The sequence below is a fragment of the Fibrobacter intestinalis genome (genome assembly GCF_900167415.1).
In the GTDB taxonomy this organism is placed as follows: Bacteria; Fibrobacterota; Fibrobacteria; order Fibrobacterales; family Fibrobacteraceae; genus Hallerella; species Hallerella intestinalis.
In genome coordinates this window covers 1-24,691 of sequence record NZ_FUWU01000032.1, presented here as the reverse complement: position 1 = coordinate 24,691, position 24,691 = coordinate 1, and the positions used below count along the sequence as shown (strand labels likewise).

Genomic DNA, 24,691 nt, shown 5'->3' with positions numbered 1-24,691 from the left:
ATTCCTCAAAACGCCACGAGCAAATTCAGCCCACCGCCCGCATTCGCCAAATCCACCGACGGCACAAGCATCCATTCCACGGAACTTTCGCGCTGCCGTTCCTTGTAACGCTTGAGGGCATCGATGTATTCGTCTCGCCGATTCGCATGGCCTTTGCGAACAGCAAATTTATATGTATTGTATAGGAAAACGGGAAGGCCGACCAGATAAAAAGGAACGGAAGCTGCCGTAAATAAGCCGGCACCTACCGCCGACAGCCAATCGGCATCTGAAGCGGCATTTACTGCGACCACACTAAAAAATGTTCCGCCTCCCACCAAAAGCCCACCGATAACCATGCCTGCTACGTTTGGACCATAATGGGAATCATCATTTTCTTCGGCAATTAAATTGTTGTAAATTTGAACGCTGTCGCCATTCCATTCAATGGCAGTTTCCGCATTTTGTTCCAACGGACTTTCCGCCAAGAAAATCTTATTTTCCGCCGCACTAGCATGCCCCAAAAGTAAATTCAGCAACAGAAACAATAAGAAACATTGATATCGCATCATTTCAAAGTTTTCTCCAGTTGAAGAATTCCTCCGTGTTTGCTTTTTAATTTAAAAAACATCTTGATGGTTTTTGCAGAGATATTCGAGAAATCATCGCAGACATCTTTTAAATTTACCGTTCGGATACTTTTTTCGGAGAGTCTGGGACATTCAATGAAACCAGTAAAATTAGTTGGGGAGTAATCGTTATAGATTAAAAACAATGTCAATCCCTGAAAATTTTTATTAGAATTAATAGTCACATCCAATTTATCCACATCATTTTTTTCAATCCAAAAATACTGTTTCTCCGATTCCAGCAGCAACTTCAAATCAAGGGAGATATTGTCCTCAACCTCTCCAATGGACAACGTAAGTTCCTTTTCAGCTATTACCAAGTCCAGAGGCTTTTCCAATTTGTTCACATCGGCATCCAAAAGTGTGCTGTATTTTTGTTTCCACAGTTCTACCGCCCCATTTGTTTGCGAAAAGAAATTCTTTAATGACGAAACAATCGAAACATTTGTTACGTGATAGTGTTCCAAAATTTTATCAACAACTTCGCCTAAATTCATTACGATGACGTAGGCATCTTGCAGCTCCCGCAGCGAAACAGCTCCCTGAATCGGTATTTCACCACGAATCGCGCCACCAGCGATATCTGACAATTCCGACAGAAAATTCGGAGCGAGTATCAAATCATAGCCCAAAAACACATCGTCTTTTCCACGAATGTCAATTCCTATATTATTTACAGTCAAAACGATGGTTCCAATATTATCCACGTCAATTTCATGCGTTCCCGAAAAATAGGACATCAGTACGTTGTTTATCGCCGTTTCTCCGACCAAAGTTTGCATTTTGATCGGAAGAGAAATCCTTTCCGGTTTGAAATAATCCGCCCCGAAAAGAAAATGGGAACAAATCAAGAGTATGCACAAAATCCGTTTCACGTTCTACCTGCCCGCCACTTCAATTTTTTTGACAAAGCCCATATTATCCAACAGGAAAAGTCCCGCACCGTTATTCACATTCAGATACACGGAAAAACTACATCCCCCAGCGTCGGATTTCAACGCCTGTAGCGCATCCGGCGGCAACGTGAACCGCACATTGTTGAATTCCTCGCGAAACAAATGCGTCAAATCCACATTTCCCAGATACATAGAAATTCCGGAATCAGGACAACGAAGCCCCAGACCTAAATTCCCCACCCAATAATCGTTCGGCTGAGGATTCGGCACATAGACATCCAGAGAAATGACATCGGAAACATATTGCAATTCAGAAAGTAAAAAACGGCGGCTTTCTATTTCCGTATAACCGGACGCCATGATGCCTGTTGCGCCTAGACCTTGCATTTTGGGAGAATCCACAAAAAGAAGTTCCGTGCCGCTAGACGACCAGTCGTTGATATTATCGAAAGACATGAAATCCACGGCATACACATTCAATACGGGACTGGCCTCGATATGTTCCGTCCTACGAATTTTGATATCACCGCCAAATCGCAAATTGTCTATGCGGAAATCTTCCGCATTTTGATTAGCGTTTAATATAACAGAAATCGTCGCATTTGGATAATCGCCGGCAAAGGCAGAGTATATCGTCGGATTCAATGCAAAAGTAAGCGTATTCCACCCGGAATGCAGGCCTGTCAATGGCTTTTGCCCAATCCAGGCATTATAAAGTCCCGCAGCAGGGATGTTCACGCTCATTTGAACATCTCCCCACCAATAGGGGTTCGCTTGATTTTCCGGGATCCAGATATCCAGAAGGAGAGTGTCGGAGAACGCTCCCAACTCGTATGTATTAAATACAGGCGAAATAATCGGCATATAGCCCGCTCCATGTATTTTTAAGGAGTAGCCTACATCGCCATATTTTATATCTTTATCCAAAGAAAGATTCGCATTTTCGCCAGTCCAAAGATTTTGTTCATCGTCAAAAGTCATAAACCAGGGCAAGCTCTGAATTTTTATTTTGATGATTTCTCCCGCCCAAATCCCCTCACGAGATACCCTTACCAAAATGCTATCGCCCGACACGCCATAAGGAATTCGTACTTGAATCCTTTCGTTTTCAACAGCCCGGATTCCACCCGTTTTTTCACCAAATTTCACTTCTATAGCATTAATTGAATCTCCAAAATTTTTCCCGAAAATTTCAATGATTTGACCGGAGTAAACAATGGTACCCGAAATGCCTGAAATATGCGGAACAGAGGATTCGACAATTTCAATAGAAGCATCGAACGTAATATCCCAACCGTTGGATTGCGTTCTAAATTTGTAGATACCGTTTTCCATGTCATTCGGGATTTGCAAATAGACGCCTTTTTTTGACATCGCCAAAAATTGCAGCGGGCGATTTCCCAAATAAAAGCGAGAAGAAGAATCTACATTACGCATTGATACTTCAAAGCCGTCGCCCGGTTTGGCCTGAAAGACGGCGATGCCGTCCAGAACAGGTTTTTCACCTCGAACATGAACAAAGACCTGTTGGGAAAGTCCGTCAATCAAAACAGAACCCAAATTATATTCGCCAAGCGGAGTGTCTTCCGGAATGTAAAAAGTAGCGTTCCGGCTATCCACAGAAACAGGATTTATCGTTTTATTCAAAACAAGTGAAATGTTTTGCGCCTCTTTCAAATTTTTTCCCAAAATATTCAAATACTCACCAGGATGAACTTCATAAACATATGGAATAAATTGAGGAGCCATATCCGGGCATGACAACTCTTCCGATTCCCAATCCCAACCGTCATTCTTATTCAAGCCTCGAGTAAATTCATGCCGATATTCCGCATTGTACGGAAGCGCATAAATGCCACCGTAAACAACAGGAATTACCGACAAGGACTCCGGAGACCATCCGGCACCATCGCCCGAACCGTCATTATGCAAAGAGACTTTCTTTATCCCTTTTAAATCTTTAATGCCCGAAAGCAGAAAAACATCTTCATCGCCCTTTTCAAAATTGTCTTTATCGTCATTCAAATCAAAAGTTTCTACTACTCCGGAACAGCCCTCCAGCGTCAATGCAATATCGGCATCCGTTCCCGACGCACCGCCGCTTTTGGTCTTTATTCTTACATTATAGCCAAAATTATCATTCACATAACGCGTTGCGGAAATATCGCGAATGAAAAAAATCGGATCGGCATTTACCGGATAAAGGTAAAATTCATCGGAGGTTTGGACTGGATAATTCCAACGGTCCGTTGTATAATAAGCTCCTTGATTTTCCCCCTCGGCAAGCCATTGCCGGAACATAAACCCCTGGCCGTCCTTTAAGGAATGGTCTTTACTTTCAGGAAAGGAATAGTGGCTGTACATGACATCCTGCACGTACCAGCCAGGCCTACTTTCGTCATAAACATTATGCAACGTCAGGCTTTTCAAATTCGCCAATTTTTCGTTCGTGACAATTGAGTATGTGGAGGTGCTGCCTTTTTCAAAATCGTCGTGATCGTCTTTGTCCAACAAAAATGTCAGGCATTTGCCGTTTACATCGCAGGCATCCGCTAAAATATGCGAATCGGTCCCTGCCGTTTCAAACCGGGAACCGCTCCCTGTCGTTACAGTGAATGAATAAACTTGAGGATTGTCCGCTTGATGAAATGTAAAAGACGTAGGCCTATTGGAGCCGCCTATCCAACGGTGTATTGGAAACCAATAATGGAATGTGCTATTATTGGGTATCGTCATATCCACAGAAACAGAATCCACATACCAGCCGGGTTTGCTCCCCGAATTATCGCTGGTCAAGGACAATGACAAATTATCCACCAAGAGTGCGGAACTTTCCAAAAGCAAATGCGATATTTGACCTTTTTTAGTCCAGTCGTTTAATACACCGTCAATGCACCGTCTGCCACCGAAAGCGTCGTCTCCACACAAGGAAACGCTTATTTTAGATTCCGTCCCCGCATTCCCCACGTCATCTGCCGTATATACAGCAATATTATAAGCGACCGTTTCGCACGAGCCGTCACCGATAACAACGGCATCGCCAACCTTGATTTTAGCGACGGGGCAACCATAGGCGGAAATTTTATTATCCGCCACTTTCGTACCAGCATGTTGAATGCCTACAGGAGAAAGAAACTCCGGATAACTGACGGTCACATGATTTGTGATATCGATGCAGCTAAAAGCATCACTGAAATTTGCCTTAACTGCATCCAACTCTGCCTGCACCTGAGAGTTAATTATTTCATCTGCGTCAAAAATACCATCCACAACAAAATGATCAAATATAGCACCATAGCCATAAGAGATGTCGGATATATCAACATTAACGTCGGAAAAGCATACGTTCAAATGGACCTTTCCGTCCTCAGAAATTCCAAAATCTTTAAAAAATACATTAGCAGAAGCATCTATTCCGCTTGTTTTAACATGAGGATGCCAAGGTACGCCAAAATTTTTTTTCCTAGCATTTGCATCCAAAGTCCCATCCATACTAAACCCTAGATCATTATCGTTCAAATCCATTTTAAAATTGTAAAAATAATACTTATTCACACGTTTAATTTCCTTAACATTTTTCAACATGTCCGTTGTACCGAAATCATGATAGCCAGCATTTTCATAAACCGAAAGCAAATTTTGCAGGCTTTCCCCATCCATAGAGACTGAAACCATTCCCGCATCCGAATTGGGCGAAAATTCAGCCAAAGACAACGAAACTAAGCACAAGATTAAAACAATATTTTTTATTAAAAACATAAAATATAATATAATAAAACCAGTTTTTTTCGTCAACAAATTTTACTTATCCCTAAAAAAACATCTTCAATTATTTTACAATTTCTTTTTCAAAACGACACGAGCAAATTCAGCCCACCGCCCGCATTTGCCAAATCCACAGACGGCACGAGCATCCATTCCACGGAACTTTCACTCTGCCGTTCCTTGTAACGCTTGAGGGCGTCGATATATTCGTCACGCCGGTTCGCATGGCCTTTGCGCACGACAAATTTATACGTGTTGTATAAAAAAACAGGAAGACCAACTAGATAAAATGGAATAGAAATTGCAGAAAAGAAGCCTACAGAAACTGCCGATGCAAAATCATTTTTTGAAACGTCATTAATGGCCACACACAAAAAAAATGTTCCGCTTCCCACCAAAATCCCCCCGACAACCATGCCTGCTACATTGGGTCCATAATGAGAGTCATAATTTTCTTCGGCAATCAGATCGTAATAAATTGCTAAACTATCCACATTGTTTTTTCCTAAATGATCATTTTCTTGGGAAAAGCCAAATGAACAGGAAAGAAGCAAGAATAAAAGCATCCATTTTAGCACAGCATGCCCAAAAACTACGTCAATAATAATAAACTCAGCTTGTTTTGTGCGAAAAGCACACACCACATTTTGCAAAAATTCTCAAAAACCACACATGGCATTGCCGAGAAAAGCAACTTTACGCTTATTTTTCTCATCCTTGCCGCACACAAAGACTGCTCCTACATTCGCATGCCGCATTGATAACTTTGGCTTCCGCTTTTTGCGATGGCAAACGGCGTTTAGAGATCGCTATGACGAGTCGAGTTTGACTTTTCGCCATGACGCTCGGGAACCACTCTTTTCTTGAAAGATTCTTTGGTTCGCCAGATGTTCGTCCTAAAAAATTTCCCCAATCAGAACCACCCGTAAAACGGGTGGTTTGCTCTAAGCCTATAAGGCCAAGGTTCCCAAGCGGAGACTTAAGTCCCTGCTTGAACGTTCGTTCAAGTCTATCGCTGTTTGACACGTTGCCGCACATAAATGTGCGCTTGTATTACTTGCCACCCTTAAAAGGGTCTTCGTATTCCTTTGTTGTCAGTTTATCCATTGCAATGTCATGGGCCTCTTGCTCTGCGATATACTTTTTTATGGTAGCCTCGTTCAAGCCGACCGTACTGACATAGTAGCCTTCCGCCCAGAAATGGCGGTTGCCAAACTTGTATTTCAAATTTGCATGCTTATCAAATATCATCAGGCTGCTCTTGCCTTTCAATTTGAGACGCTGTATTTCGGCGGGATGCTCACCAGCATATGGATATGATCCACCATCAGGTGCCCCTCGATGATTTCCACTCCTTTGTAATTGCAGAGTTGTCGCAATATTTTACCAATACTTTCCTTGTATTGACCATATATCGCTTTTCTTCTATATTTCGGCGTGAAAACTATGTGGTATTTACACAACCACTTCGTATGACTCAGCGAGTCTCGTATATTGGCCTTTATACTATTCTCCAAATGTTGGCAATTGACTTGAACAATCACATTGTAACATTTGCGGGAATAGTTTTTGCTAAAAGCTTTTGTCTCCACCCGTAAAACGGGTGGTTTCTTGTGAAAATATTCCGCAAGGCTCCATATTTTCACCGGCTCACGAGCCGTAACAAAAAGCCCCGAACTTATTTCGTTCGGAGCTTGCTAAGCCCTAGGGAGTCAAGCCCGCATTAGAAATTATTCCATTTCAACAGCCGTCCATTCCCGCGGGGTAGCGTATTCGCTCTTCGTGTCAAAGTTATCGAATTCAAATCCGGACTCCTTCAGCTGGAGAATTTGCCCGCGTTCCATATAGCAATTCACTTGCTTCGCCGCTTGACAAGTGTCCACCGTCAAAACAAGATAGTCCCCGAAAACGCTCCAATCGCCGACGCGGCGAATCTTTGTCGTATTGTCATTCAATCCCGTTTTCCCCGCAATCACATAAGAGTTTTCTTTCATTTCCAGCGTCCATTTGAGAGAGTCGTTGCTTTCCGCTTCCCAAGCGTTCTGCGTTAAGAGCGCAGCATCCGGATACGACACTTTCATCGACGATACCGTATAAGTTTCAGAATTATCGGAGCTTTCAAAAGTATATTCGCCCGAACCGATTTTAAGAGCAAAATTACCCAATGTCAAAACCTTGCCGGCAGAATGGACCGGAGTCGTCAACAAATGCTGACGATGAATGTCGTAGTATCCCGCCTCAAATTGATTTTCATCCGAGTCGTCTCCAAAAAGACGTACATATTCACCGTTTTTATAAAAGCGATAGACCGATTCGCCGTCTCCGGAATTCCATTCCAGCGTTTTACCCACTAGGGAATCCGAACGGGAAAGATAGTCTTTATCGATTTTGCGCGTCGCCTTGCCCACTTCAAAATCATCTTCGCCATTGATGGAAACCATCAGCGACGAATCTTCTACAGAAAAGCGAAGAGAAATTCCCTTATCCAATTCTTTCAAGAAGCTATCGCCAGGCTGGAATCCTTTGGCAAAGACAAAACCATCGGCAGAAGAAAATTGAAGTTCTCCCGAAGAAATGCCGGCCTTTTTAGCAACCGTACCATAAGTGGTTTCCGAATTCGCCGTATCGACAATCCAAAGAGAATAGAATCCGTTTTTGCCCGCAGAAAGCCAGAGCTTTGCCCCGTAGCGTTCGCCTAAATCCATATTCGGCATTTCCTGCATCATTTCCCAAATAGGCCCCGCACTTTCGGAAGCCTGAGAAGATGACGATTCTTTCTCCGAAACCGAAGAAGACGAATCGATTTCCGAATTCGCGCTGCTTGAACTATCACTACTGCAAGCGGCGAACATCATCACCGAAGCCAAAGAGAAAACGGAAAAATTTTTCAAAATCATAAAAACCTCTTGATGCTAAATCTTTTCCTAATCTATTCTATTTGAAGAAAAATGGCAATTTTAAAACGGTGTTCCGGGTCTATAATCCAAATCTTTTTCGGATTCTGCAATATCCGGTGACGCATCGTAACGAAATCCGGCAAGAGCCTGCCGCGCAGAAACGCTGCCCGGAATCAAAATCTGCTTTAAGGTTGCCAGAACCCAACAGAGCCATAGCGGAACGCCGACAATTCTTTTTTGCATTCCCATTCGATGTAAAGAAATGCGCGCCATCTCTGCCATTGAAAGGACTTTGTTTCCTGCCAGCGCATACGTTTTTCCAATCGCCTTTTCCGCAGTTGCCGCCCGAACAATTCCCCAGACCAAATCCTCTGTGCGAACCGGACGCTTTAGGCATTTGCCGCCAGCGGGCAAAAAAACGAGGGGCGTTTTTTTCAAATACCGGCAAAAAAGCATATACTCTGCGGCGCCGTTCTTTTCAACAACCAAAGTCGGGCGCACAATCGTAAACGGAATCCCGCTATTTTTTACCAGACGTTCGCATTCCCATTTGCTTTTTCCATAATCCGTCAGAATCGGATATGTCACCGAAATACTGGAAACAAATAGCAGCCTTTTAACACCGGATTTTTGACAAGCGGCAAGAACATGGCGAGTGCCCTCCACATTGACTTTTTCAAAAACGGAACTTTGTTTCGCAAGGATTACCGCCGCAAGGTGACAAACCGTGTTCACATTTTGAAAAGCGGCACCAAGAGTTTCGGGCTTGGCGACATCCCCTTCAAAGACTTCGACTTCTTGCGGAAGAATCGACGCGTTATTTTGCCCCGGCAAAGTCAAAACCCGGACGGAAAATCCTTGTTGCAAAAACAGTCGGCACAATTTGCTTCCGACAACGCCTGCACCGCCCGTAATCAAGATGTCAGCCATATTCGCCTTTCCATTTTCGGAACACGTGTTTTAAAACCCGCAAACCGTAGGGAATTACCCGCAAGTGGGATTTTTCGCCCGCATAGCGCGTGGGAATAGGAACTTCGGCAATGCGAAAATGCCGCGAATCTGCAAGGGCAAGCAATTCAAAATCGATATCAAACGACGAACTCAATTTTTCCAAATTCACCGTTTTCAAAAAACTGATTTTGTACGCAATCAATCCGCTATGCCTATCCGTTAATTTGTTCGCAAATGCCAAATTTTCAATGAACGTTAAAAATTTCCCACCCCAGAATTTATAAAACGGCATTTTTCCCTGACGCGCATTGCCCAGCATCCGGGAGCCTTGGCAAATGACCTCATCCGAATTTTCCAAAACCCGAAGCATCTCGGGAATGGCACTCGACGCATATTGCCCGTCTCCATGTAGGCAAATCGCATATTTGACGTGAAGCAGTTCAGCCAGTTCCTTGGCGCGCGAAAGTCCGCATTGAACAACCGCCCCATAGCCTCTATTTTCTGCAAAAGATTTGATATGTACCGAAGTGCGAAATTCTTCCCGCGAAAATTTTTGAGCGATTTGAAGAGTAGCGTCACTACTCCCATCATCGATAATGCAGACTTCCGCAGTTCGGGAAAGTACCTGTGCAGGAATGGACTCCAAAAGTTCCGCCAGTTCTTTTTCCACATTGTAAGCGGGAATGAAAATAAAAAGATCACGACGGTATTCCATAAAACTCCGCAAACCATTTCAAGGATTCTTCCAGTGCCGAACGCAATGGTTTCCGTGCTTTAAATCCCAATAGACGTTCCGCTTTGACAACGGACGGAACGCGGCGCAAAGAATCTTCATATCCCTTGCCGTAATACTCTTCCCCAGACATTTCCCGCATCGCTGGCAAGGACTCTACCGAGCATCCTTTCATTTGTGCGTAAATTTCCCGCATCCATTCGGCGAGACCCCTTATCGACAATTCATTTTGCAAATTGCCGACATTAAAAGCCTGCGCATAAGCCGCTTCCGGATGATTCAAAAGGCAAAACATAAATTCAACCGCATCATCTATCGCCGTAAAAGAACGCCGAGCGACGCCGCCATTCACCAAAATCATCGGTTCATTTTTTAAAAGGGCACTAGAAAAATTCGCCAGTACACGCGGAATGCCTTCCCCATCGACACCGGGCATAAAATCCATCCACGGGCCGACAAAATTAAACGGACGAACAACAGACCAGCGCAAATTTGGCAATGCAGCAATGTACCGTTCCGAAAGCTGTTTGGCGACAGCATACGACCAGCGGGAAGCCCCGACAGCTCCTTGCACAAAATCGGACGCATCTTCATCTAAAGGCTTTGCCTGGGCAGAAGTCTTTCCATAAACTTCGGAAGTGGAAAAATAAATCAGCCAAGCGCCAGATTCCGCACAGGCTTTTGCAAGTGCCGCCGGATGCGTAAAATTGCTTTCGATTACCGCAAGCGATTCGCCCATATAGCGACTAGGCGTACAAATCGCCGCTAAATTGACGACAATATCGCACTGCGCCACTTTTTGAATGACCTCAGAGTCCGCGATGTCGTTTTCCAAGAAATCCACACGATCGATTTTCGCTTTCCGCAAATCGTCAATCCGATGGAAATCCAAATCCACAGCCAAAATACGATAGTCCGTTCGCGCAAGCAGCGCACGAATCCAGTGCGAGCCTATAAAACCGCCCGCACCGACCAAAGCGATGGAGTTCGACAATTTATTCCTTTACGACAATCTGGACGTCATTGCGAATTTTCGGGGCATTATAAGACTGAACCCGCAAAACGGCATTGTCCGAAGGCTGTACCACATCCGCATCCAGAAATGCCGAAACCGTCGTGCAAGATGTACCATCCGGAGCTTCCTCGCCGACAGAGCCACTGAAAAGATCCGTTCCCTTATCATTTTCGTCCACTTTGTAAATCACACGGAAGCCTCCCGCATTCACATAGTTGGCGACAAATTGAACCGTAATCGAATCGCCGATTTTCCATTCCGAATTGGACTCCGGCAAAAGGATTTTTACGCCCTCTTCTTTCAAGGTGCAGTCTGCGAGAGAGCTAGAAGAGCTCGGAGTTTCTTGGCTGCTGGACGAAGCGTCGTCATCAGAACTGGAGCTGGAACTGCCGCAAGCGACCAAAAGTCCGGCGGCAAAAAGAGAAGAAAGAGCCATTTTTTTCATGATATTCTCCTGTGTAATTAGAGGAAACTGGCTTTAATGCCAATCGCTAAAGTCCATTCTTGAAGGAAAGAATCCCAATCGGGCAAATTCCACTTGCGCATGGGACTTTCGTCGTATTCGTCATCGGGATCCGCCGCATTCGCCTTGTCGTGCAACGGGAGCGAGAACGCAACAAAAATCGGATAATCCGAGCGAGAAAATTCCAAACCGTAAACAAATGCCGCAGACCAAGCCTGATGATCGGGGTCCGGGCGAGGGTCATAAACGCCGACTTTTTCGGACGGAATCCAAGCGACTCCGAATGGAGTCGAAAAAGTAAGTCCAAAGGAATGCACAAAATTTTCCTGCCCGCGATAAGCGTAAGCGACGCTTGCCGAAATGCTCGACGGCGTAAATCCGCCCAAATCGTTTTCACCATACCATTTGAAATGATAATCAAAACGATCGTCGCCGTCCGTATCGTAATTTTTCCAGTAGGAATCGTTAAAAGCGTTTTCCCCGCTGAAGCTCACGTTGAACGGATGCGTATAGGTCAGGGAGTAAAGCCACATTCCATTTTCTGTGTCCCGGGTGTAATTCCAGCCCAAGGCCAGCGAATAAACGCCCGAACCTTTCTGAAATCCCGCCGGTAAAAATTCCTGCGAAGCATCCGTTCCGCGCTTGATGTCATACTGCCCCGTCGGAATCGTAAGAGCCAAAGAAATATTGGCCGCGCCTCCGCTTCCCACGATTTGAGAAACATCAAATGAAATGTCGCCGAAACCGCCAGTCGTCCGATCCACAGGAGCCTGGTTGGTGCGATATTGCACTTCTCCCCGATGAGACATAAACGGAAGCGTAACGCCTACCGAAGTGGACCAAGACGGTTTAAAAGAAAAGCGGGGTGTGAGCGTGAACGCCGAATAATTTTCTCCGACATTTTCCTTCGCAAAAATTTCCGCTTCCACAAGTCCGCCGTTTACCCCTTGCCCAATCCACTTGATACCATCCGAAGCTCCGCCGCCGCTGCCGCCGGCTCCACATCCGCCAATGGATTCCCAAGGAGTTGTCGGGGCTTGCGGAACGAGAAAAGCCATCGAAAGACCGAGAAACGCTGCAAAAATAACCGAGGTTTTCTTTTTCATTCTGGCGACCTCACGGGATATAAAGCAAATAACCGTTATTTGTACCGGAAGCGATAAAATGCCCATCCGGAGAACGACCGCCTATCAGCGGTATCGGCGCAATTTCACGTACGTCGCCATTCCAAGCCAAAGCGACATCATTCGGCGCGCCCGCCGTTACAGAAATTTCGCGCATGGACGTTCTGCCCAAAGAGCGATTCCAAGTGCTTTCGTTTGTTAAATCGCTTTTGTTCAAATATGAATTTCCGTCGACAAATTCCGTCCAGACCACAAAAAGTTTAGAACCGAATTGCCACCAATGCGGAAATACGGGATTGGAAAGCATGTCCGCCGTCCGCTCCATCTCTATCGGCGAGGACGATTCCGACAATTCCTGTATATACGAATTCCATGAATACGAGGAATTGAGTTTGTCGTACACGATAAAATTGCCGTCCGGAGAAATCAAGGGCGAGTCCAGCATATTGCCCGAAGCATTCGCCGGAGCCTTTAACTTTTTAGGCTTGGGAGATTTTGCATAATCTACATAGACAAGCGATCCTGCCGGATTTTTATAGACGAATTTAATTTGCGAAGTTCCAAAAAAATTGGCGACTTTATCGGTCGAATCCACCTTGGCCGAACGTTCCCCCAGCCAAAGATGCGGATTCGCCGCTTCATCCACGACGCTGTCCGAAAGAGTGATGAACGCTTTATCCGAAAGACGAATGGCGACGATTTTATACTCCACTTCATCGCAGCCCCGAGATCCTTTGGCATTGGAACCGGCCAAAGCCACAATATAATCCGAATCGGTACTCCATTCCGGATCCTGAAATTCGCATTCCGCACCAACGGAATCCAGCATGATAAACCACAGAACATTCCCCGCCGTATCCGAAATCGTCAGGCGGTCGTGTTCCCCGACTTTCGTCGTCGTAAAGCCCTCGGTTTCATTTACATTCAGCGTCCCCGAAAAATTCAGCCAGAGCATGGCTCCTGGATAACGCTCGGCATCCATCGTCACCGACGGATTGCAAATCTGCTTTCCTCCATTGACTTCATACACGGTGCCAAATTCTGAATCTGCCGCGATATTTCCCGAAGCCATTTTTCCTTCATATTGCTCCGGGCTATAGCACGACGCCAAAAAAACGAAAGCGAGTAATGCCAGTTTTTTCATTCGTTATTCCTGTTTTTTTGAACTTGAATCCATCCTGTCCGCGGGAAATTCTTTTTGGGATTCAGCAACTTCGGCTTTTGCCGCCGAATCCTGCAAAGCAATCGTTTCCTTGATGGACATCAGCTTTTCGGTCTTGACTTTCACACGAGGGACACTGACTTCTGGTGTTTTCCAAGGTTCCGGAGAGCGCACGGGTCTGCTTGTGGCGCTCAACGAATCCACGCCCAGCATTTCCCATTTGGCATTTAAATACGCCAACCATTCGCGAAGCCAACTCTTGCGTGCCTCCCGTTCAAAAATCCAGCCGTCCGCATTAAAGCGCCAGCTGTGCAAATCCGCCGTAATAAATACAGGGCTTCCGCCTGATAATTTATTGAAGAGGAACGCCGCCCGCCGAGTCGCCGGAGCCGAAGTCAGCAGCAAAACCGTATCCCGCACATTCTTTCTTTTAAACCAAGGCACCACGGAAACCGCTTCTTCGACTGTACTCGGATCGTCATGGCGAAAGACGTAAAGAATTCCCGGATCCATCCCGGCGACATTCTCCAAGTCTTCAGCATAAAAATCCGCATTGCTCTTGTCGCGAAAAACCCGGCGACCCAAGACCAGAATGGAATCCACTTTGCCATTCCGAACCAAATCCGCAGCAAAATCGGAGCGTTCCAAATCCCCGCCCTGCCCGTCTAAAATCACCGCCCATGTCACGTGTTCAAAAGAATCGTCTTTCACAAGCCAGTGGCCGCTGTAAGAAATCAGAACGTAAAAAAGAATCAGGCAAACAAGCAGAGAGACAGCAATTTTTATTCGGAACAAAGAACGCGCACGGCGTTTTTCTTTTCGCAAGTCGGAGATAGGCTTAAAAATTCGACTCATGGGCAATTCCTTTTCACAGAGGACGCGACATTAGAACGGCATTTTCACCATCCGAATAATATTCCCGACGTTCTCCGCATTTATCAAATCCCAAACTTTGATAAAATGCAATAGCCGCCCGATTTTTTTCACGGACTTCCAAATAAAAATTTCGTGCGCCCGCATCGGCAAGAGCTTCTTCGCCCTCGGCAAAAATTTCCGAAGCGATTCCCTTTCGGAGAAATTCGGGCGCAGTCGAAATCGCCAGAAGTTCCGCTTCGTCCGCCGCCAAAGCGAACAACGCATATCCCGCGACTTTCCACTCGCCCTGCGCATCCGGAGCTTCCGCCACAAATGCAAATGTATAGGTTTTCATCCAAAGATTTCGCAAAGCCTTTTCGTCCCAATTTTCAAAATGCGTTGCATTCTGGATTTCAAGAACCGCAGCAAAATCCTTTTCTTCCATTTCCCGAATAGTCATGGCAAAATCAGACATGAGCATTTACCCCCATCGCTCCCCGACGTTCATAATACGAAGGCTGAATATAATTGGCACTCAATAGAGCGCTCGGTTCCAATTCCGCAAAAAAACGGCAGAACGGAGCGATTTCATCACCTGCGGAAACAACGACTTCAGCTTTTGCCTCCCGGATATATTTTTGAAAAATTTCCTCTTCCGCCGAACGGCTGTCCACCACAAAATGCACCCGTTTCTCTTCGGCAAATTTCTGAACGGCATCTTCTACAGAGATAAACAGTTCAGCCTCTGAAGTGCCGACATAAAAAAATCCCGACCGGGCAAACAAAACGACAACGCAATCTTTTGCGCCCAAAGAACGCAGAGCGCGCAATGTCGAAACGCCGAACAGACTTCGCTTTTGGGAAAAGCAAAGCCCTTCGCAAAAGGCGATTCCCGTCCGCAAGCCGGTAAACGAGCCGGGACCGAGAGTCACCAGAACGCGCTTGATGTCGTCCAAAGTGAACGCCGCATTTTGCAGAATCCCGTCCAAAAAACGCCCGAGATTTTCACCTCGAGATTCCGGTTCAAACCGTTCGCAAAGCGGCTTGCCCGAATCGTAAATGCCGAGAGCGATTCCTTTGCGCGAAGTATCCAAGACAAGATCCAGATTCATTTTACCGACTGATTTTAAGGCTGGTGGCGATGATGTGATCGATGAGAGCCGAGTATCCGATGCCCACCGCAGCCGCTTCCGCAGGAAGAATGGAACTGGGCGTCATTCCCGGCAGCGTGTTCGTTTCCAAAGCCCACAAATTCCCTTCCGAATCAATGCGCACGTCCGTGCGGCTATACCCCGCGCCACCGATAGCCAAATGCGCTTTTTTGACCAGTTGCTGAATGCGTCGTGTCAATTCCTCGGGGAATTCCGCCGGAGTCACTTCCCGACATTCCCCATTATATTTGGCATCGTAATCAAAATATTCGCGAGTTGTCATCCGCATTTCCGTGGGCGGGAGCGGTTTTTCGAGGCCGTCCATATAACCGCAGCTCGCTTCACCGCCGGCAATAAATTTTTCACAAAGAAGCCGAGAGGACTGCTGGAAAAGCCGATTGACGATTTCGCCGGCTTCATCCATATTCTTGGCGATTCCCATCCCGATGCTCGACCCCCCGACAGGATCTTTAATGACCAGCGGAAAGCCCAAAGCATCGGCGGCATTGACCAGATCGTCGCCACAAAAACCGTCGCGGAAAAGAACCCGATAAGGCGGAGTTGCAATCCCCGCCGAAAGATATGCCGCTTTGCAAAGCACTTTGTCCATGGCAAGAGCGCTCGCCAAAAGGCCGCAACCCGTATAGGGAATTCCCCAGTTTTCCAGCAGAGCCTGGACATGCCCGTCTTCTCCCCATTTTCCGTGAAGTGCCAAAAAAGCAATATCCGCGCTGGGGAGTTCCGCAAGCGATGGATTTTTTTCAGAACGAGCGCTAGTTCCTTCCAAGCTGTAGAAATAATTTTCCGAGAAATTGTCTTTCTGGTAAGGGGAAAGTTCTCTGGAAGACCAAATCCAAGTTCCGTCCTTTTGAATCAAAACCGGATGAACGTTGTATTTTGTGGAATCCATCGCCCGAATCACTCCGGTGCCGCTGGTTACAGAAACATCATGTTCCGTAGAATAACCGCCCATCAAGACCAATACACGCAAACGCGACATACAAAAACCTTCTTGAAAATTTTCGTTTCAAAATGTAACAAAAAACAAGATGAAATTTTCTCGGTATTCCTAAGTATGCGCTCCTGTAAGCATTCCGCCACTTCTCTATTTCAAGTATTTCAGCGACAACGCCTTGAAATTCTTTTGCTATGTTTCTGCACATTCCATTTTCAGCGAAAAAGGTTTTTGCCATGATTCTCGATAATATGATTTCCACCGCAAAAAACATCGCCATTTTTGGACACGTTCGTCCCGACGGCGATTGCATCGGCTCCTGTCTCGGGCTGTACAATTACATTATTGAAAATTATCCCGAAATCGACGTGCAGGTTTTTGCAGAACCCTTTCCGGAAAGCTACCGCCTTTTGAACGGAGCAGACAAAATCCTTCCCCAATATGACGGGCGGGAAATAGATCTGGCTTTTTTGTTGGACACCTCTTCCTTAGATCGCTGCGGAGCTTGCGCCGCCGAAGCCCTCGTGCGCGCAAAACGGACGTGCAACATCGACCACCATATAAGCAATCCTCTCAATCTGTGCGACAAAAACATTGTGGAACACCAAGCGAGTTCCGCCAGCGAAGTTCTCTACACCCAAATGATTGCAGACAAAGTAAGCAAAAATACGGCAAATTGCATTTATCTGGGAATTGTACACGACACGGGAGCGTTCAAATTCAGTTCCACAGGAAAACGCACCATGAATATCGTAGGCGACCTGATTGGCAAAAACTGCGAATTTTCCCGCATCATCAACGAAACGTATTACACCCGAACCTATAAAGCCACTCGCATTACCGGTTTCGCCATGGAAAACAGCAAGCTCGCTTTGGAAGGGAAAGTCATCTACTCCTTCGTCACTCCCGAAGACCTGCAACATTTTGACGCAACCCCCATCGATCTGAGCTCCACCATAGACGTTTTACGGGAAGTCGGCGGAACAGAAGTCGCGTTTTTCATTTACCCGGCAAATGGGCAATACAAAATCAGTTTTCGTTCCAACTATATCGTCGATGTGAATAAAATTGCAGCGGCATTCGGCGGAGGCGGCCATCAAAAAGCAGCAGGCGCAAGCATTTCCGGAACACCCGAAAGCGTGATTCCCCAACTGCTCGAAATGATTCGGGAACAGCTGTGCTGACCGTCTTCAAGAATCGTTCTTTTTCTATTTTGCCCAAAGTTCAATCGAGGTTTTCCGTGTCAAACAAAAAAATCCTACTCATCAACTGGCGGGACATCAAAAACCCGGAAGCGGGCGGAGCAGAGCTCTATTTTCACGAAATTTTCAAGCGCCTGAACGGAAACGGATACGAGGTGACGGTTCTCGCCCACCGCGTCAAAGGCCTCCCCGACGAGGAAATCGTCGACGGTATGCGCACGGTCCGCATCGGAAACAAGTTCCTGTTCAACTATTCCGCGTTCCTCTATGCGCACAAACACCAAAAGGAATACGACCTCATCGTCGAGGACCTGAACAAAATTCCGTTTTTCACGCCGCTTTGCACAAAAACGAAACGGCTTCACATGGTGATGCACTTTTTCCGGAAATCCATTTTCCGCGAAACGGCGTTTCCGTTCGCCCTGTATGTCTACTTGATGGAACGCGCGGTCGCGCTTTTTTACAAGGGCGAAAATTTTCTCGCGATTTCCGAAAGCACCAAGGACGAAATCGACGACATGGGAATTCGCTATTCCCAAATGTCCATCGTGGAACCGGGCATCGACACGGAATACTTTCACCCGACAATGCCCAAGGCGAATCCGCCCGTCATCTCCTACATCGGACGGCTGATGAAATACAAAAACGCCCAGTTCGCCATCCGCGCGCTGCCGCGGCTCAAGGAACTCGTCCCGGGCATTTCCCTCGAAATCGCAGGAAGCGGCGACTACCGCGGGGAACTCGAAAAGCTCGCAAGCGAATTGGGGGTAAGCGAATCGGTCAGGTTCCTCGGACGAATCTCCGAGTCGGAAAAACGCGACCTGCTCAGCCGTTCCTCCCTCTTCATCAACCCGTCCTTCAAGGAAGGGTGGGGCATCAACAACATCGAAGCGAACCTCTGCGGAACGATTTCCATTTCGAACAACGTCGCCGGATTGAAGGATTCCGTCATCGACGGCGTCACCGGCATCCTATACGAAAACGACGACCCGGAAGGATTCTGCGAAAAGGCCGCGGAAATTCTGCATAACGGGGAACGCTTGCGAACGCTCGAGGAAAACGCGAGAAAACGCGCTCTCGGAATGAGCTGGGACGCGATGGCGGAAAAAATGCGCCACGTCATTGAGGGAATCAGTGATTAGCGGGCAGTGATCAGTGATTAGGAATTAGAAGTTAGGAGGTTGAATAGTGGAGTTGGAATTGCAAACGTTTGATGTTCGCTTTGCGACACTAACACCTAATCACCAACTACTAATCACTGATAACCGACAACCGGTCACTGACTACTGACCGCCGACAACCGCCCACCAGCTTCAAAATTCGAACAACTTGTCGGGAAAATCCTTGGAATGTCCCAATTTCAGGATTTCCGTGACCATGGTCGTTTCCACGCCTTGAACAGAGACTCGGACGGTCATTTTTTGGGGATTGTTCGCGGCGCCGTAGGCGAATTCGGTCACGACGGACTTTTCCGCATCGAACGTTTCCATTCTTTCGATGCGTTTTTTCCTCGGGTTGTAATAAAGCGTTCCCGCAGTGCCCCTTATGGAATAAAGATTTTCCGAGACGTATTCCGGTTCGGCCCATTCCCCGGAATCGAGCGGGTTGAAATCCGCGAACGCAGACGCGCCCAAGGATTTCCCGTCGTATGGGACAATCCGGGACTTGCGCGTGTCCAAGTCTATCGTTTTCATCCGATTGCCGTTGACTATCATTCTTTGACGGGACATGGGCATTTTGATTTCGGCAAAAACTTTGCCCGAACCTTTCCGGACAAGATGGACGCCGATGACCTGGGGCGCGGACATCGACGGGGAGGACACCGTCGTCCTGATTCCCAATTCGATGGAATCGGACGCCAGGACGTTTTTCCTTAAATCGGAGCGGACCTCCTCCAAAGTAAGGGCGCAGCCGAAGGAAACGGAGAGGAAAACGAGCGACAAAAAAATCCGCATTACAAATCCTTTATGCAGCGGAGGGTATGGTAAGAGTAAGAACTACCATAAGTGTTGTTGGGGGAATAATAATATTTTGTCGTAATTTCAACGCCGTTTGTACTCTTATCCGCCCAAAAATTAATGAGCATTATATCATAAGCACTAACCATGGTTCGAGTCCACCACCATATACTATTCCAATCGTTTAGCAAATCATTCCCCTTCGTCATTTGAATAAAACCCGTTTCCACTCCGTTAAAACCACATACATTTGTTCCTTGAAAATGTTCGTTATATGACTCGGAAAGAAGTACTTTTAAAGCCATGGAGATGCTTCCAACGGTCATCAGCAAAGTACTCCAATCCTCGGTTGAGGGGATCCTCCACCCCGCAGGGCAAACGGAATCCATAATATCACGGTTCGGAAGATTTATCCCCAAATTGTACCAACGCCCACACTCGGCGCATTCCTCCTCACGGATTCTCGAGTAATAGGTTTCATAATTCAAGTTTTGCGCCATCCATACCTGATCCCCGATGGTCGTGTATTTGTATTCCTGTCCGTCCCGTTCGTCGACGAACGTTCCCCGGTTCGGCATCCCGTAGGCGTTCATCCCCTCCACGGGGCAGACCGTTCCCGCATCAAAACCGTCGTCGCCGTCGGCATCGGTCGCGCAGGCGCACAAGGCGAAAAGGCTCAAGACAGACACCAAGCCAAAAATCGTTTTTATCTTCATTTCCATAATGGCTCCTATTTGAAAATTCTCCAGGACAAAATTTCATTCCCTCGCCGGAGTACAAGATAGCTGCCCGGCGCGAACGTGTGATTTGCCAGGGAAACGGAATGTACGCCCTCACCCCATATTCCGTTGAACAGGGAGACAAGGGGCATGCCCGCGGCATTCACGGTTTCCAGCGTATACGTTCCCCTTTCGGCGACATTCACGTAAACCGCGCCGTTCTCGACATCTATCAAGTTTTCGTAAACATCCTTCGTTTTGTATTCCTCGCCGAATTTCGGCTGGGGCGCGTGTCCCCACAACAAATTGCCGTTCAAATCCAAAACGATCGCCGAATCCGCCGCAACGAGTTCCGTACCATTCAATCCATAATGCGAAGGATCTTCTGACGCATCATATCCCGCCGTCCACCCGGAATTATGAATTTCGAAATTTACGCCGTTACCGAAATCCGATTTTTCGCCGGGGTTGAGGACAGTGGTCGAATAAAGGAACGATACATAATACAAGTTTCCACCCGCACCGATTTTTGTTCCCGACGCAAACGGACTGCTGTAGAAGTCGACGTCCTTATCTCCGTCATCGTCCCGGTAGTAATAGCGAACTTCAAAGCCGTCCAAAGGAGCTTCACCCGTATTTTCCACAAGCATTGTCACAAGGCTCGACAGATCGGAAGCCACCTTGGAATCCTTTGCGAGAATCTGGGCACTTTTTCGTTTTTGCTCCATAGGACCGTCCGCATCGTAACAGTTCCAATCATTCAAAAGGAATCCTTCGGAATCCAATAAGGCAATGCCGTTCGCATCCACAAAATCATGATTTGCCCCTTCCGAAAAACTCGGGTCGTCGCTCGCATCCCAAGGGAAATAGTAATCCGTACGATGCAGGCCTATTTGCGGACCATTGCCGTAATAGGGCGCACCGTAAGCGGGAATGGCCTCCGTCAAAAGAAGTTCCCTGTAATCTTTCAGTCGAGCATCATTTTCGATGTAATCGCCCAAATCGTAGCCCATCCGCGAGACATTTGCGTTCCTGAATGCGGAGACATTCGCCCCGAACGCGCTGTAAACGGGAACGTCGAACGTTCCCTCATCAAAAAAATTCAGACCGTAATTGGAAAGGTTCTTTGCGCTGGCGGCAAGTCCCGCAACGACGCAGTTCCTAGCGGAGCCTCCCGAAATGGAGCACTTGGTTGCATTCGCCAATATTTCCACGACCTCCGGCGAAAAGTTTTCGATGAATGCGGAATACAGTTCCGACTTGTATGTTTCGGGAATGAACCTGTCCAAAACGCGAAGGATTTTGAGGGCCGTTCCCGGCAAGTCGTCCATATTGATTTTCAACGACCTCAATTCGGAAAGCCCGTGAATGTAAGTTCCCAATTTGGAGTCGCTTAAAACGGTCGCCAACGCGCCGTATTTTTCGACAAGTTCCCCCGCGATTTTTCGGCACTCTTCCGTAAGGTTTCCCGTCAACAGCTCCTCGGCCATTTGGGAAATGTTTCCTTTCACTTCGTTTGCGTCGACACCGACGGCGGACAAAGCGTTCGTCAAGGAATCCGTCAAAACGCGTTTCAATCTTTCTTGCGAAATGTGATTTTTCGATTGTTCGACAAAATCCCCGAAAGTCCGCCGACCGTTTCCAATCGTCGGAAGTCCATAAGAATAGACGATGCCGTAGGATGGATTGTCAAACCCCGTTTGCAAGCCTGTGGCATTGAGCCACTGGACCGCCCCGATATCGTTTTTCACGTCCGCGCCCACCGAGGAAATAAGATTCCCATACTTTTTGTCGTCAAAGCTGGCGTCTTGAGCCAAATACCACAATGCATCGGAACCCGTCGAATATTTGTCAAAAAATCCGCATTCGAAAAAGATTCCGATATGTCGCCCGCATTTTGCGCCATTCCGAGAACGACGCTTTTCGCGATGGATATGACAATGTCCTGCAAGGCTCCCGACCCACCGAAGACATACGCGGAAAGGGCCAACGGGACTACGGCGGCAAGTGCTTTGGCATCGGGCTTTTTGAAAAAACGGTCTTTGGAGCCTTGAAACAGCGCCTGATCGGCAAAACCCGTCCCTTCATGGGGCGTGTCGAAAAACAGAACCTTGGAATAATCCCCGGCGTAGTCCTTTCCTTGGATGTATTCGCGGGCGACAAGACCGCTAACGCCTTCCGCCAGAACGACAAAGCGACTCGGCAAAATGTCCGGGCGGAATTTCTTCAAATCTTTCAAGTCGCATTTTCCCCCGCAATTTTCTTTCCAAACGGCGAGAAGTTTGTCAGAACTGTTTGCGAACCAATTTTCGATAGCTTTCGCATACGGGGAATTTTCCCCGTGATCCGCCAAAATTGCGGACAGGTCGGCGGCACTTCGGGACGACACGTCCAAGGGATATGCATAGACATACCCGGCATCGGGGGCGACTTGGGAGGAAATGTAGTCGAGAATCCCGGAACTTTTGTATGGGTCGGCAACGTTTGTCCAATCCGAAAGAAAAATGAAAACAATGTTCCGACTTGGCTCCACGAATCCGAAAACCCGAGAGACAAACAGGGCGACTACGCTCGCAAGGGCCAGGAATTTTTTCACGCTGCAATCCAGCATTCTCAATCTTTTATGCAGCGAACGGAATAAGCGGAATACAGACTGAGGCCATCTACCTTAAACGAATAAAACGAATAATAACCATCAAATTGCAGCGCAAAAAAATCATAACGAGAATTTCCTAAATCATCCTTTTTTATTTCATTGTCAATCCACCACCATCGGGCATACGCACTATCGTTTTGAGGAACACTCAAAGTCTTTGTCGGCAATGCGGAAAACCCGCACTCGTTCAGCCATTTTTGGTCATCGCCCGGATTCAGCATCTCCCATCCGAGGGGTGCTTTCAGCCGGAACCCCGCTTTACCCCTTCCACCCATCGCGTTAATCAGCACCTCCCAATCCTCGTCACTAGGCAAGCGCCAACCGGCAGGACACCCGTAATAAGCCGCCGTCCAGGTGTAAAGCCGCCCCTTTTCCTTGCAGTCATCGTCATACAGGCAACTTGTGGAGGCCCCCCTCAAGTCGCCCGACACGGGATCCGGAAGGCTTGTGTCCGGCATGGCGTAGTTCAGGTTCCGCGCCATCCATACCTGGTTCCCGATGGTCGTGTACTTGTATTCCTATCCGTCCCGTTCGTCGATGAACGTTCCCCGCCCGCTCTCCGGGCAAACCGCGCCCGCGTCAAAATTCGACGATGAATCCGGCAATCCGCAATTGGACGGCAACCCGCCATCCCAACAGATGTCCGACATGTCAAAGCCTTTGGCGCTCGTTCCACTATCGGAACAGGAAACAAGCACGGCGGCGCACAACAAGGCGCAAGCACGGAAAACGTTCGTTTTTTTCAAGCCAATCTCCGGGAAGAGGAACATATTCGGCGGGGAAAGATAGAAAAATTTGTTAGAGCCCGGCAAGCAGGGGATAGGGATTAGGGATTGGTTGCCAGTAGGCGGTTGCCGGTCGCCGGTTGTCGGAACTTAGAGCTTAGAATTTAGTTTTTAGAGTCCGCAAAACGAGCTTCAAATGTCCGCTCGCAGCTTCTAATTCCACGCACCACTCTCAATTACTAATTCCTAACCACTAATCCCTAATCCCTAATCACTAATTCCCACCTCCCAACTCCTAAATTCGGTTTGACGAACGGAGAATTTGCGCAAAAATGGCTTTGTTCGATTTGACGAAGCGGGAATTGGAGCAAAAAAGGCCTTGTTCATCGTTTGCATTTTTAAATGTTGCATAGTATTCTCCAATATGAATTTTAACAATCGGATTTGTTCAGCCCTAACGGTCTTCACCATTTCCTTATAGAATAACAACAACTTTTGCCGAAAACTAAACATAAATGCAAAAACAAGCCGGAACGCCATTAAATTAAAGGCTTCGCGACTTTCCTTTGTTGTCCTACGCTTTCCAATGTGATAGCTGGTTTTACACCCAATTTCCATTGTTTTCAAAAATAAAATGCTCACTTTAAAGACCACTTTTGCAAGAATTGGGAATATCCGCCGGATCTATCGTCACAATGGCGTAATGTTCCCTTATGTCCAGAACCTCGGAAACGACCCGGCAGACGCGTCTCCAGTCGTCGTCGGCTATAAGCCCGGAATCTTTCAGAAGGTCCATTACGGAAGTCAAGGCGTTGTCCAAATCCCTTTTCCTCTTGTCGCCGAACGAAATTCCGAC

General features: G+C 47.1%; 22 protein-coding genes and 3 pseudogenes. 2 read left to right on the top strand and 23 right to left on the bottom strand.

Annotated features, from left to right (window positions below; translation table 11 throughout):
• Nucleotides 1-5: 5 nt before the first annotated feature.
• The 16 genes and pseudogenes from B5D40_RS09435 to B5D40_RS09355 form a co-directional block, all read right to left on the bottom strand.
• Entirely contained in the window at nt 6-518 is a 513-nt protein-coding gene (locus B5D40_RS09435; RefSeq protein ID WP_144319689.1) for a hypothetical protein, read from the bottom strand.
• A 29-nt stretch (nt 519-547) separates the two neighbouring features.
• Nucleotides 548-1,381 (bottom strand): hypothetical protein, encoded by an 834-nt coding sequence (locus B5D40_RS09430; RefSeq protein ID WP_143394354.1) that lies wholly within the window; start codon nt 1,379-1,381, stop codon nt 548-550.
• A gap of 105 nt (nt 1,382-1,486) precedes the next feature.
• Nucleotides 1,487-5,179, bottom strand: coding sequence for a PLAT/LH2 domain-containing protein (locus B5D40_RS09425; protein WP_158222074.1), 3,693 nt, complete (start codon nt 5,177-5,179; stop codon nt 1,487-1,489).
• A 173-nt stretch (nt 5,180-5,352) separates the two neighbouring features.
• Entirely contained in the window at nt 5,353-5,922 is a 570-nt protein-coding gene (locus B5D40_RS09420; RefSeq protein WP_143394355.1) for a hypothetical protein, read from the bottom strand.
• A 400-nt stretch (nt 5,923-6,322) separates the two neighbouring features.
• Nucleotides 6,323-6,762, bottom strand: a pseudogene (tnpA, locus tag B5D40_RS09410) (IS200/IS605 family transposase).
• Nucleotides 6,763-6,999: 237 nt separating this feature from the next.
• Nucleotides 7,000-8,166: a hypothetical protein gene (locus B5D40_RS09405; RefSeq protein WP_078776714.1), complete on the bottom strand. Its 1,167-nt coding sequence runs from the start codon at nt 8,164-8,166 to the stop codon at nt 7,000-7,002.
• A 60-nt stretch (nt 8,167-8,226) separates the two neighbouring features.
• Nucleotides 8,227-9,096, bottom strand: a complete 870-nt coding sequence (locus B5D40_RS09400) for an NAD-dependent epimerase/dehydratase family protein (RefSeq protein ID WP_078776713.1) — start codon at nt 9,094-9,096, stop codon at nt 8,227-8,229.
• Nucleotides 9,089-9,832 (bottom strand): glycosyltransferase family 2 protein, encoded by a 744-nt coding sequence (locus B5D40_RS09395; protein WP_078776712.1) that lies wholly within the window; start codon nt 9,830-9,832, stop codon nt 9,089-9,091. The genes B5D40_RS09400 and B5D40_RS09395 overlap by 8 nt, the downstream gene beginning before the upstream one ends.
• Nucleotides 9,816-10,844: an NAD-dependent epimerase/dehydratase family protein gene (locus B5D40_RS09390; protein WP_095849483.1), complete on the bottom strand. Its 1,029-nt coding sequence runs from the start codon at nt 10,842-10,844 to the stop codon at nt 9,816-9,818. Before B5D40_RS09390 ends, B5D40_RS09395 begins: the two co-directional genes overlap by 17 nt.
• Before the next feature lies 1 nt (nt 10,845).
• Nucleotides 10,846-11,310: a hypothetical protein gene (locus B5D40_RS09385; protein WP_073302395.1), complete on the bottom strand. Its 465-nt coding sequence runs from the start codon at nt 11,308-11,310 to the stop codon at nt 10,846-10,848.
• Between the two features lie 17 nt (nt 11,311-11,327).
• Nucleotides 11,328-12,434 (bottom strand): hypothetical protein, encoded by a 1,107-nt coding sequence (locus B5D40_RS09380; RefSeq protein WP_078776711.1) that lies wholly within the window; start codon nt 12,432-12,434, stop codon nt 11,328-11,330.
• Nucleotides 12,435-12,444: 10 nt separating this feature from the next.
• Nucleotides 12,445-13,596 (bottom strand): hypothetical protein, encoded by a 1,152-nt coding sequence (locus tag B5D40_RS09375; RefSeq protein ID WP_078776710.1) that lies wholly within the window; start codon nt 13,594-13,596, stop codon nt 12,445-12,447.
• A gap of 3 nt (nt 13,597-13,599) precedes the next feature.
• Complete coding sequence (locus tag B5D40_RS09370; protein ID WP_078776709.1) at nt 13,600-14,469, bottom strand: YdcF family protein; 870 nt, start codon at nt 14,467-14,469, stop codon at nt 13,600-13,602.
• Between the two features lie 13 nt (nt 14,470-14,482).
• Nucleotides 14,483-14,950 (bottom strand): ribosomal protein S18-alanine N-acetyltransferase, encoded by a 468-nt coding sequence (gene rimI, locus B5D40_RS09365; RefSeq protein ID WP_078776708.1) that lies wholly within the window; start codon nt 14,948-14,950, stop codon nt 14,483-14,485.
• Entirely contained in the window at nt 14,937-15,581 is a 645-nt protein-coding gene (gene tsaB / locus B5D40_RS09360; RefSeq protein ID WP_078776707.1) for a tRNA (adenosine(37)-N6)-threonylcarbamoyltransferase complex dimerization subunit type 1 TsaB, read from the bottom strand. Before tsaB ends, rimI begins: the two co-directional genes overlap by 14 nt.
• Nucleotide 15,582: 1 nt before the next feature.
• Nucleotides 15,583-16,620, bottom strand: coding sequence for a D-alanine--D-alanine ligase family protein (locus B5D40_RS09355; protein ID WP_073302386.1), 1,038 nt, complete (start codon nt 16,618-16,620; stop codon nt 15,583-15,585).
• A 191-nt stretch (nt 16,621-16,811) separates the two neighbouring features.
• On the opposite strand from B5D40_RS09355, the gene B5D40_RS09350 reads away from it, so the two are divergent.
• Together B5D40_RS09350 and B5D40_RS09345 are read left to right on the top strand one after the other, a co-directional pair.
• Nucleotides 16,812-17,759 (top strand): DHH family phosphoesterase, encoded by a 948-nt coding sequence (locus tag B5D40_RS09350; RefSeq protein WP_078776729.1) that lies wholly within the window; start codon nt 16,812-16,814, stop codon nt 17,757-17,759.
• Between the two features lie 56 nt (nt 17,760-17,815).
• Nucleotides 17,816-18,919 carry a glycosyltransferase family 4 protein gene (locus tag B5D40_RS09345; RefSeq protein WP_143394356.1) on the top strand — a complete coding sequence of 368 codons (1,104 nt, stop codon included), beginning with the start codon at nt 17,816-17,818 and terminating at the stop codon, nt 18,917-18,919.
• 171 nt (nt 18,920-19,090) lie between these two features.
• On the opposite strand, the gene B5D40_RS09340 is transcribed toward B5D40_RS09345, so the two are convergent.
• The 7 genes and pseudogenes from B5D40_RS09340 to B5D40_RS15670 all read right to left on the bottom strand — a co-directional run.
• Nucleotides 19,091-19,732, bottom strand: a complete 642-nt coding sequence (locus B5D40_RS09340) for a hypothetical protein (RefSeq protein WP_078776705.1) — start codon at nt 19,730-19,732, stop codon at nt 19,091-19,093.
• The gene (locus tag B5D40_RS09335; RefSeq protein ID WP_078776704.1) at nt 19,732-20,457 is read right to left on the bottom strand and encodes an FISUMP domain-containing protein; all 726 of its coding nucleotides are present in this window, start codon (nt 20,455-20,457) and stop codon (nt 19,732-19,734) included. Before B5D40_RS09335 ends, B5D40_RS09340 begins: the two co-directional genes overlap by 1 nt.
• 8 nt (nt 20,458-20,465) lie before the next feature.
• Complete coding sequence (locus tag B5D40_RS09330) at nt 20,466-22,271, bottom strand: hypothetical protein (protein ID WP_144319687.1); 1,806 nt, start codon at nt 22,269-22,271, stop codon at nt 20,466-20,468.
• The gene (locus B5D40_RS09325) at nt 22,202-23,050 is read right to left on the bottom strand and encodes a hypothetical protein (protein ID WP_143394358.1); all 849 of its coding nucleotides are present in this window, start codon (nt 23,048-23,050) and stop codon (nt 22,202-22,204) included. The genes B5D40_RS09330 and B5D40_RS09325 overlap by 70 nt, the downstream gene beginning before the upstream one ends.
• A 17-nt stretch (nt 23,051-23,067) precedes the next feature.
• Nucleotides 23,068-23,616, bottom strand: a pseudogene (locus tag B5D40_RS09320) (FISUMP domain-containing protein); the annotation flags it as partial.
• 12 nt (nt 23,617-23,628) lie between these two features.
• Nucleotides 23,629-23,856, bottom strand: coding sequence for a hypothetical protein (locus B5D40_RS09315; RefSeq protein WP_143394359.1), 228 nt, complete (start codon nt 23,854-23,856; stop codon nt 23,629-23,631).
• A 622-nt stretch (nt 23,857-24,478) separates the two neighbouring features.
• A pseudogene (locus B5D40_RS15670) lies at nt 24,479-24,691 on the bottom strand (hypothetical protein); the annotation flags it as partial.

Excerpts from the sequence above, each read along its gene's own strand:
- B5D40_RS09425 (WP_158222074.1), bottom strand. The coding sequence starts at position 5,179 with ATGGTTTCAGTCTCTATGGATGGGGAAAGCCTGCAAAATTTGCTTTCG.
- B5D40_RS09405 (WP_078776714.1), bottom strand. The coding sequence starts at position 8,166 with ATGATTTTGAAAAATTTTTCCGTTTTCTCTTTGGCTTCGGTGATGATG.
- B5D40_RS09400 (WP_078776713.1), bottom strand. The coding sequence starts at position 9,096 with ATGGCTGACATCTTGATTACGGGCGGTGCAGGCGTTGTCGGAAGCAAA.
- B5D40_RS09395 (WP_078776712.1), bottom strand. The coding sequence starts at position 9,832 with ATGGAATACCGTCGTGATCTTTTTATTTTCATTCCCGCTTACAATGTG.
- B5D40_RS09385 (WP_073302395.1), bottom strand. The coding sequence starts at position 11,310 with ATGAAAAAAATGGCTCTTTCTTCTCTTTTTGCCGCCGGACTTTTGGTC.
- B5D40_RS09380 (WP_078776711.1), bottom strand. The coding sequence starts at position 12,434 with ATGAAAAAGAAAACCTCGGTTATTTTTGCAGCGTTTCTCGGTCTTTCG.
- B5D40_RS09375 (WP_078776710.1), bottom strand. The coding sequence starts at position 13,596 with ATGAAAAAACTGGCATTACTCGCTTTCGTTTTTTTGGCGTCGTGCTAT.
- B5D40_RS09370 (WP_078776709.1), bottom strand. The coding sequence starts at position 14,469 with ATGAGTCGAATTTTTAAGCCTATCTCCGACTTGCGAAAAGAAAAACGC.
- rimI (WP_078776708.1), bottom strand. The coding sequence starts at position 14,950 with ATGCTCATGTCTGATTTTGCCATGACTATTCGGGAAATGGAAGAAAAG.
- tsaB (WP_078776707.1), bottom strand. The coding sequence starts at position 15,581 with ATGAATCTGGATCTTGTCTTGGATACTTCGCGCAAAGGAATCGCTCTC.
- B5D40_RS09355 (WP_073302386.1), bottom strand. The coding sequence starts at position 16,620 with ATGTCGCGTTTGCGTGTATTGGTCTTGATGGGCGGTTATTCTACGGAA.
- B5D40_RS09350 (WP_078776729.1), top strand. The coding sequence starts at position 16,812 with ATGATTCTCGATAATATGATTTCCACCGCAAAAAACATCGCCATTTTT.
- B5D40_RS09340 (WP_078776705.1), bottom strand. The coding sequence starts at position 19,732 with ATGCGGATTTTTTTGTCGCTCGTTTTCCTCTCCGTTTCCTTCGGCTGC.
- B5D40_RS09335 (WP_078776704.1), bottom strand. The coding sequence starts at position 20,457 with ATGGAAATGAAGATAAAAACGATTTTTGGCTTGGTGTCTGTCTTGAGC.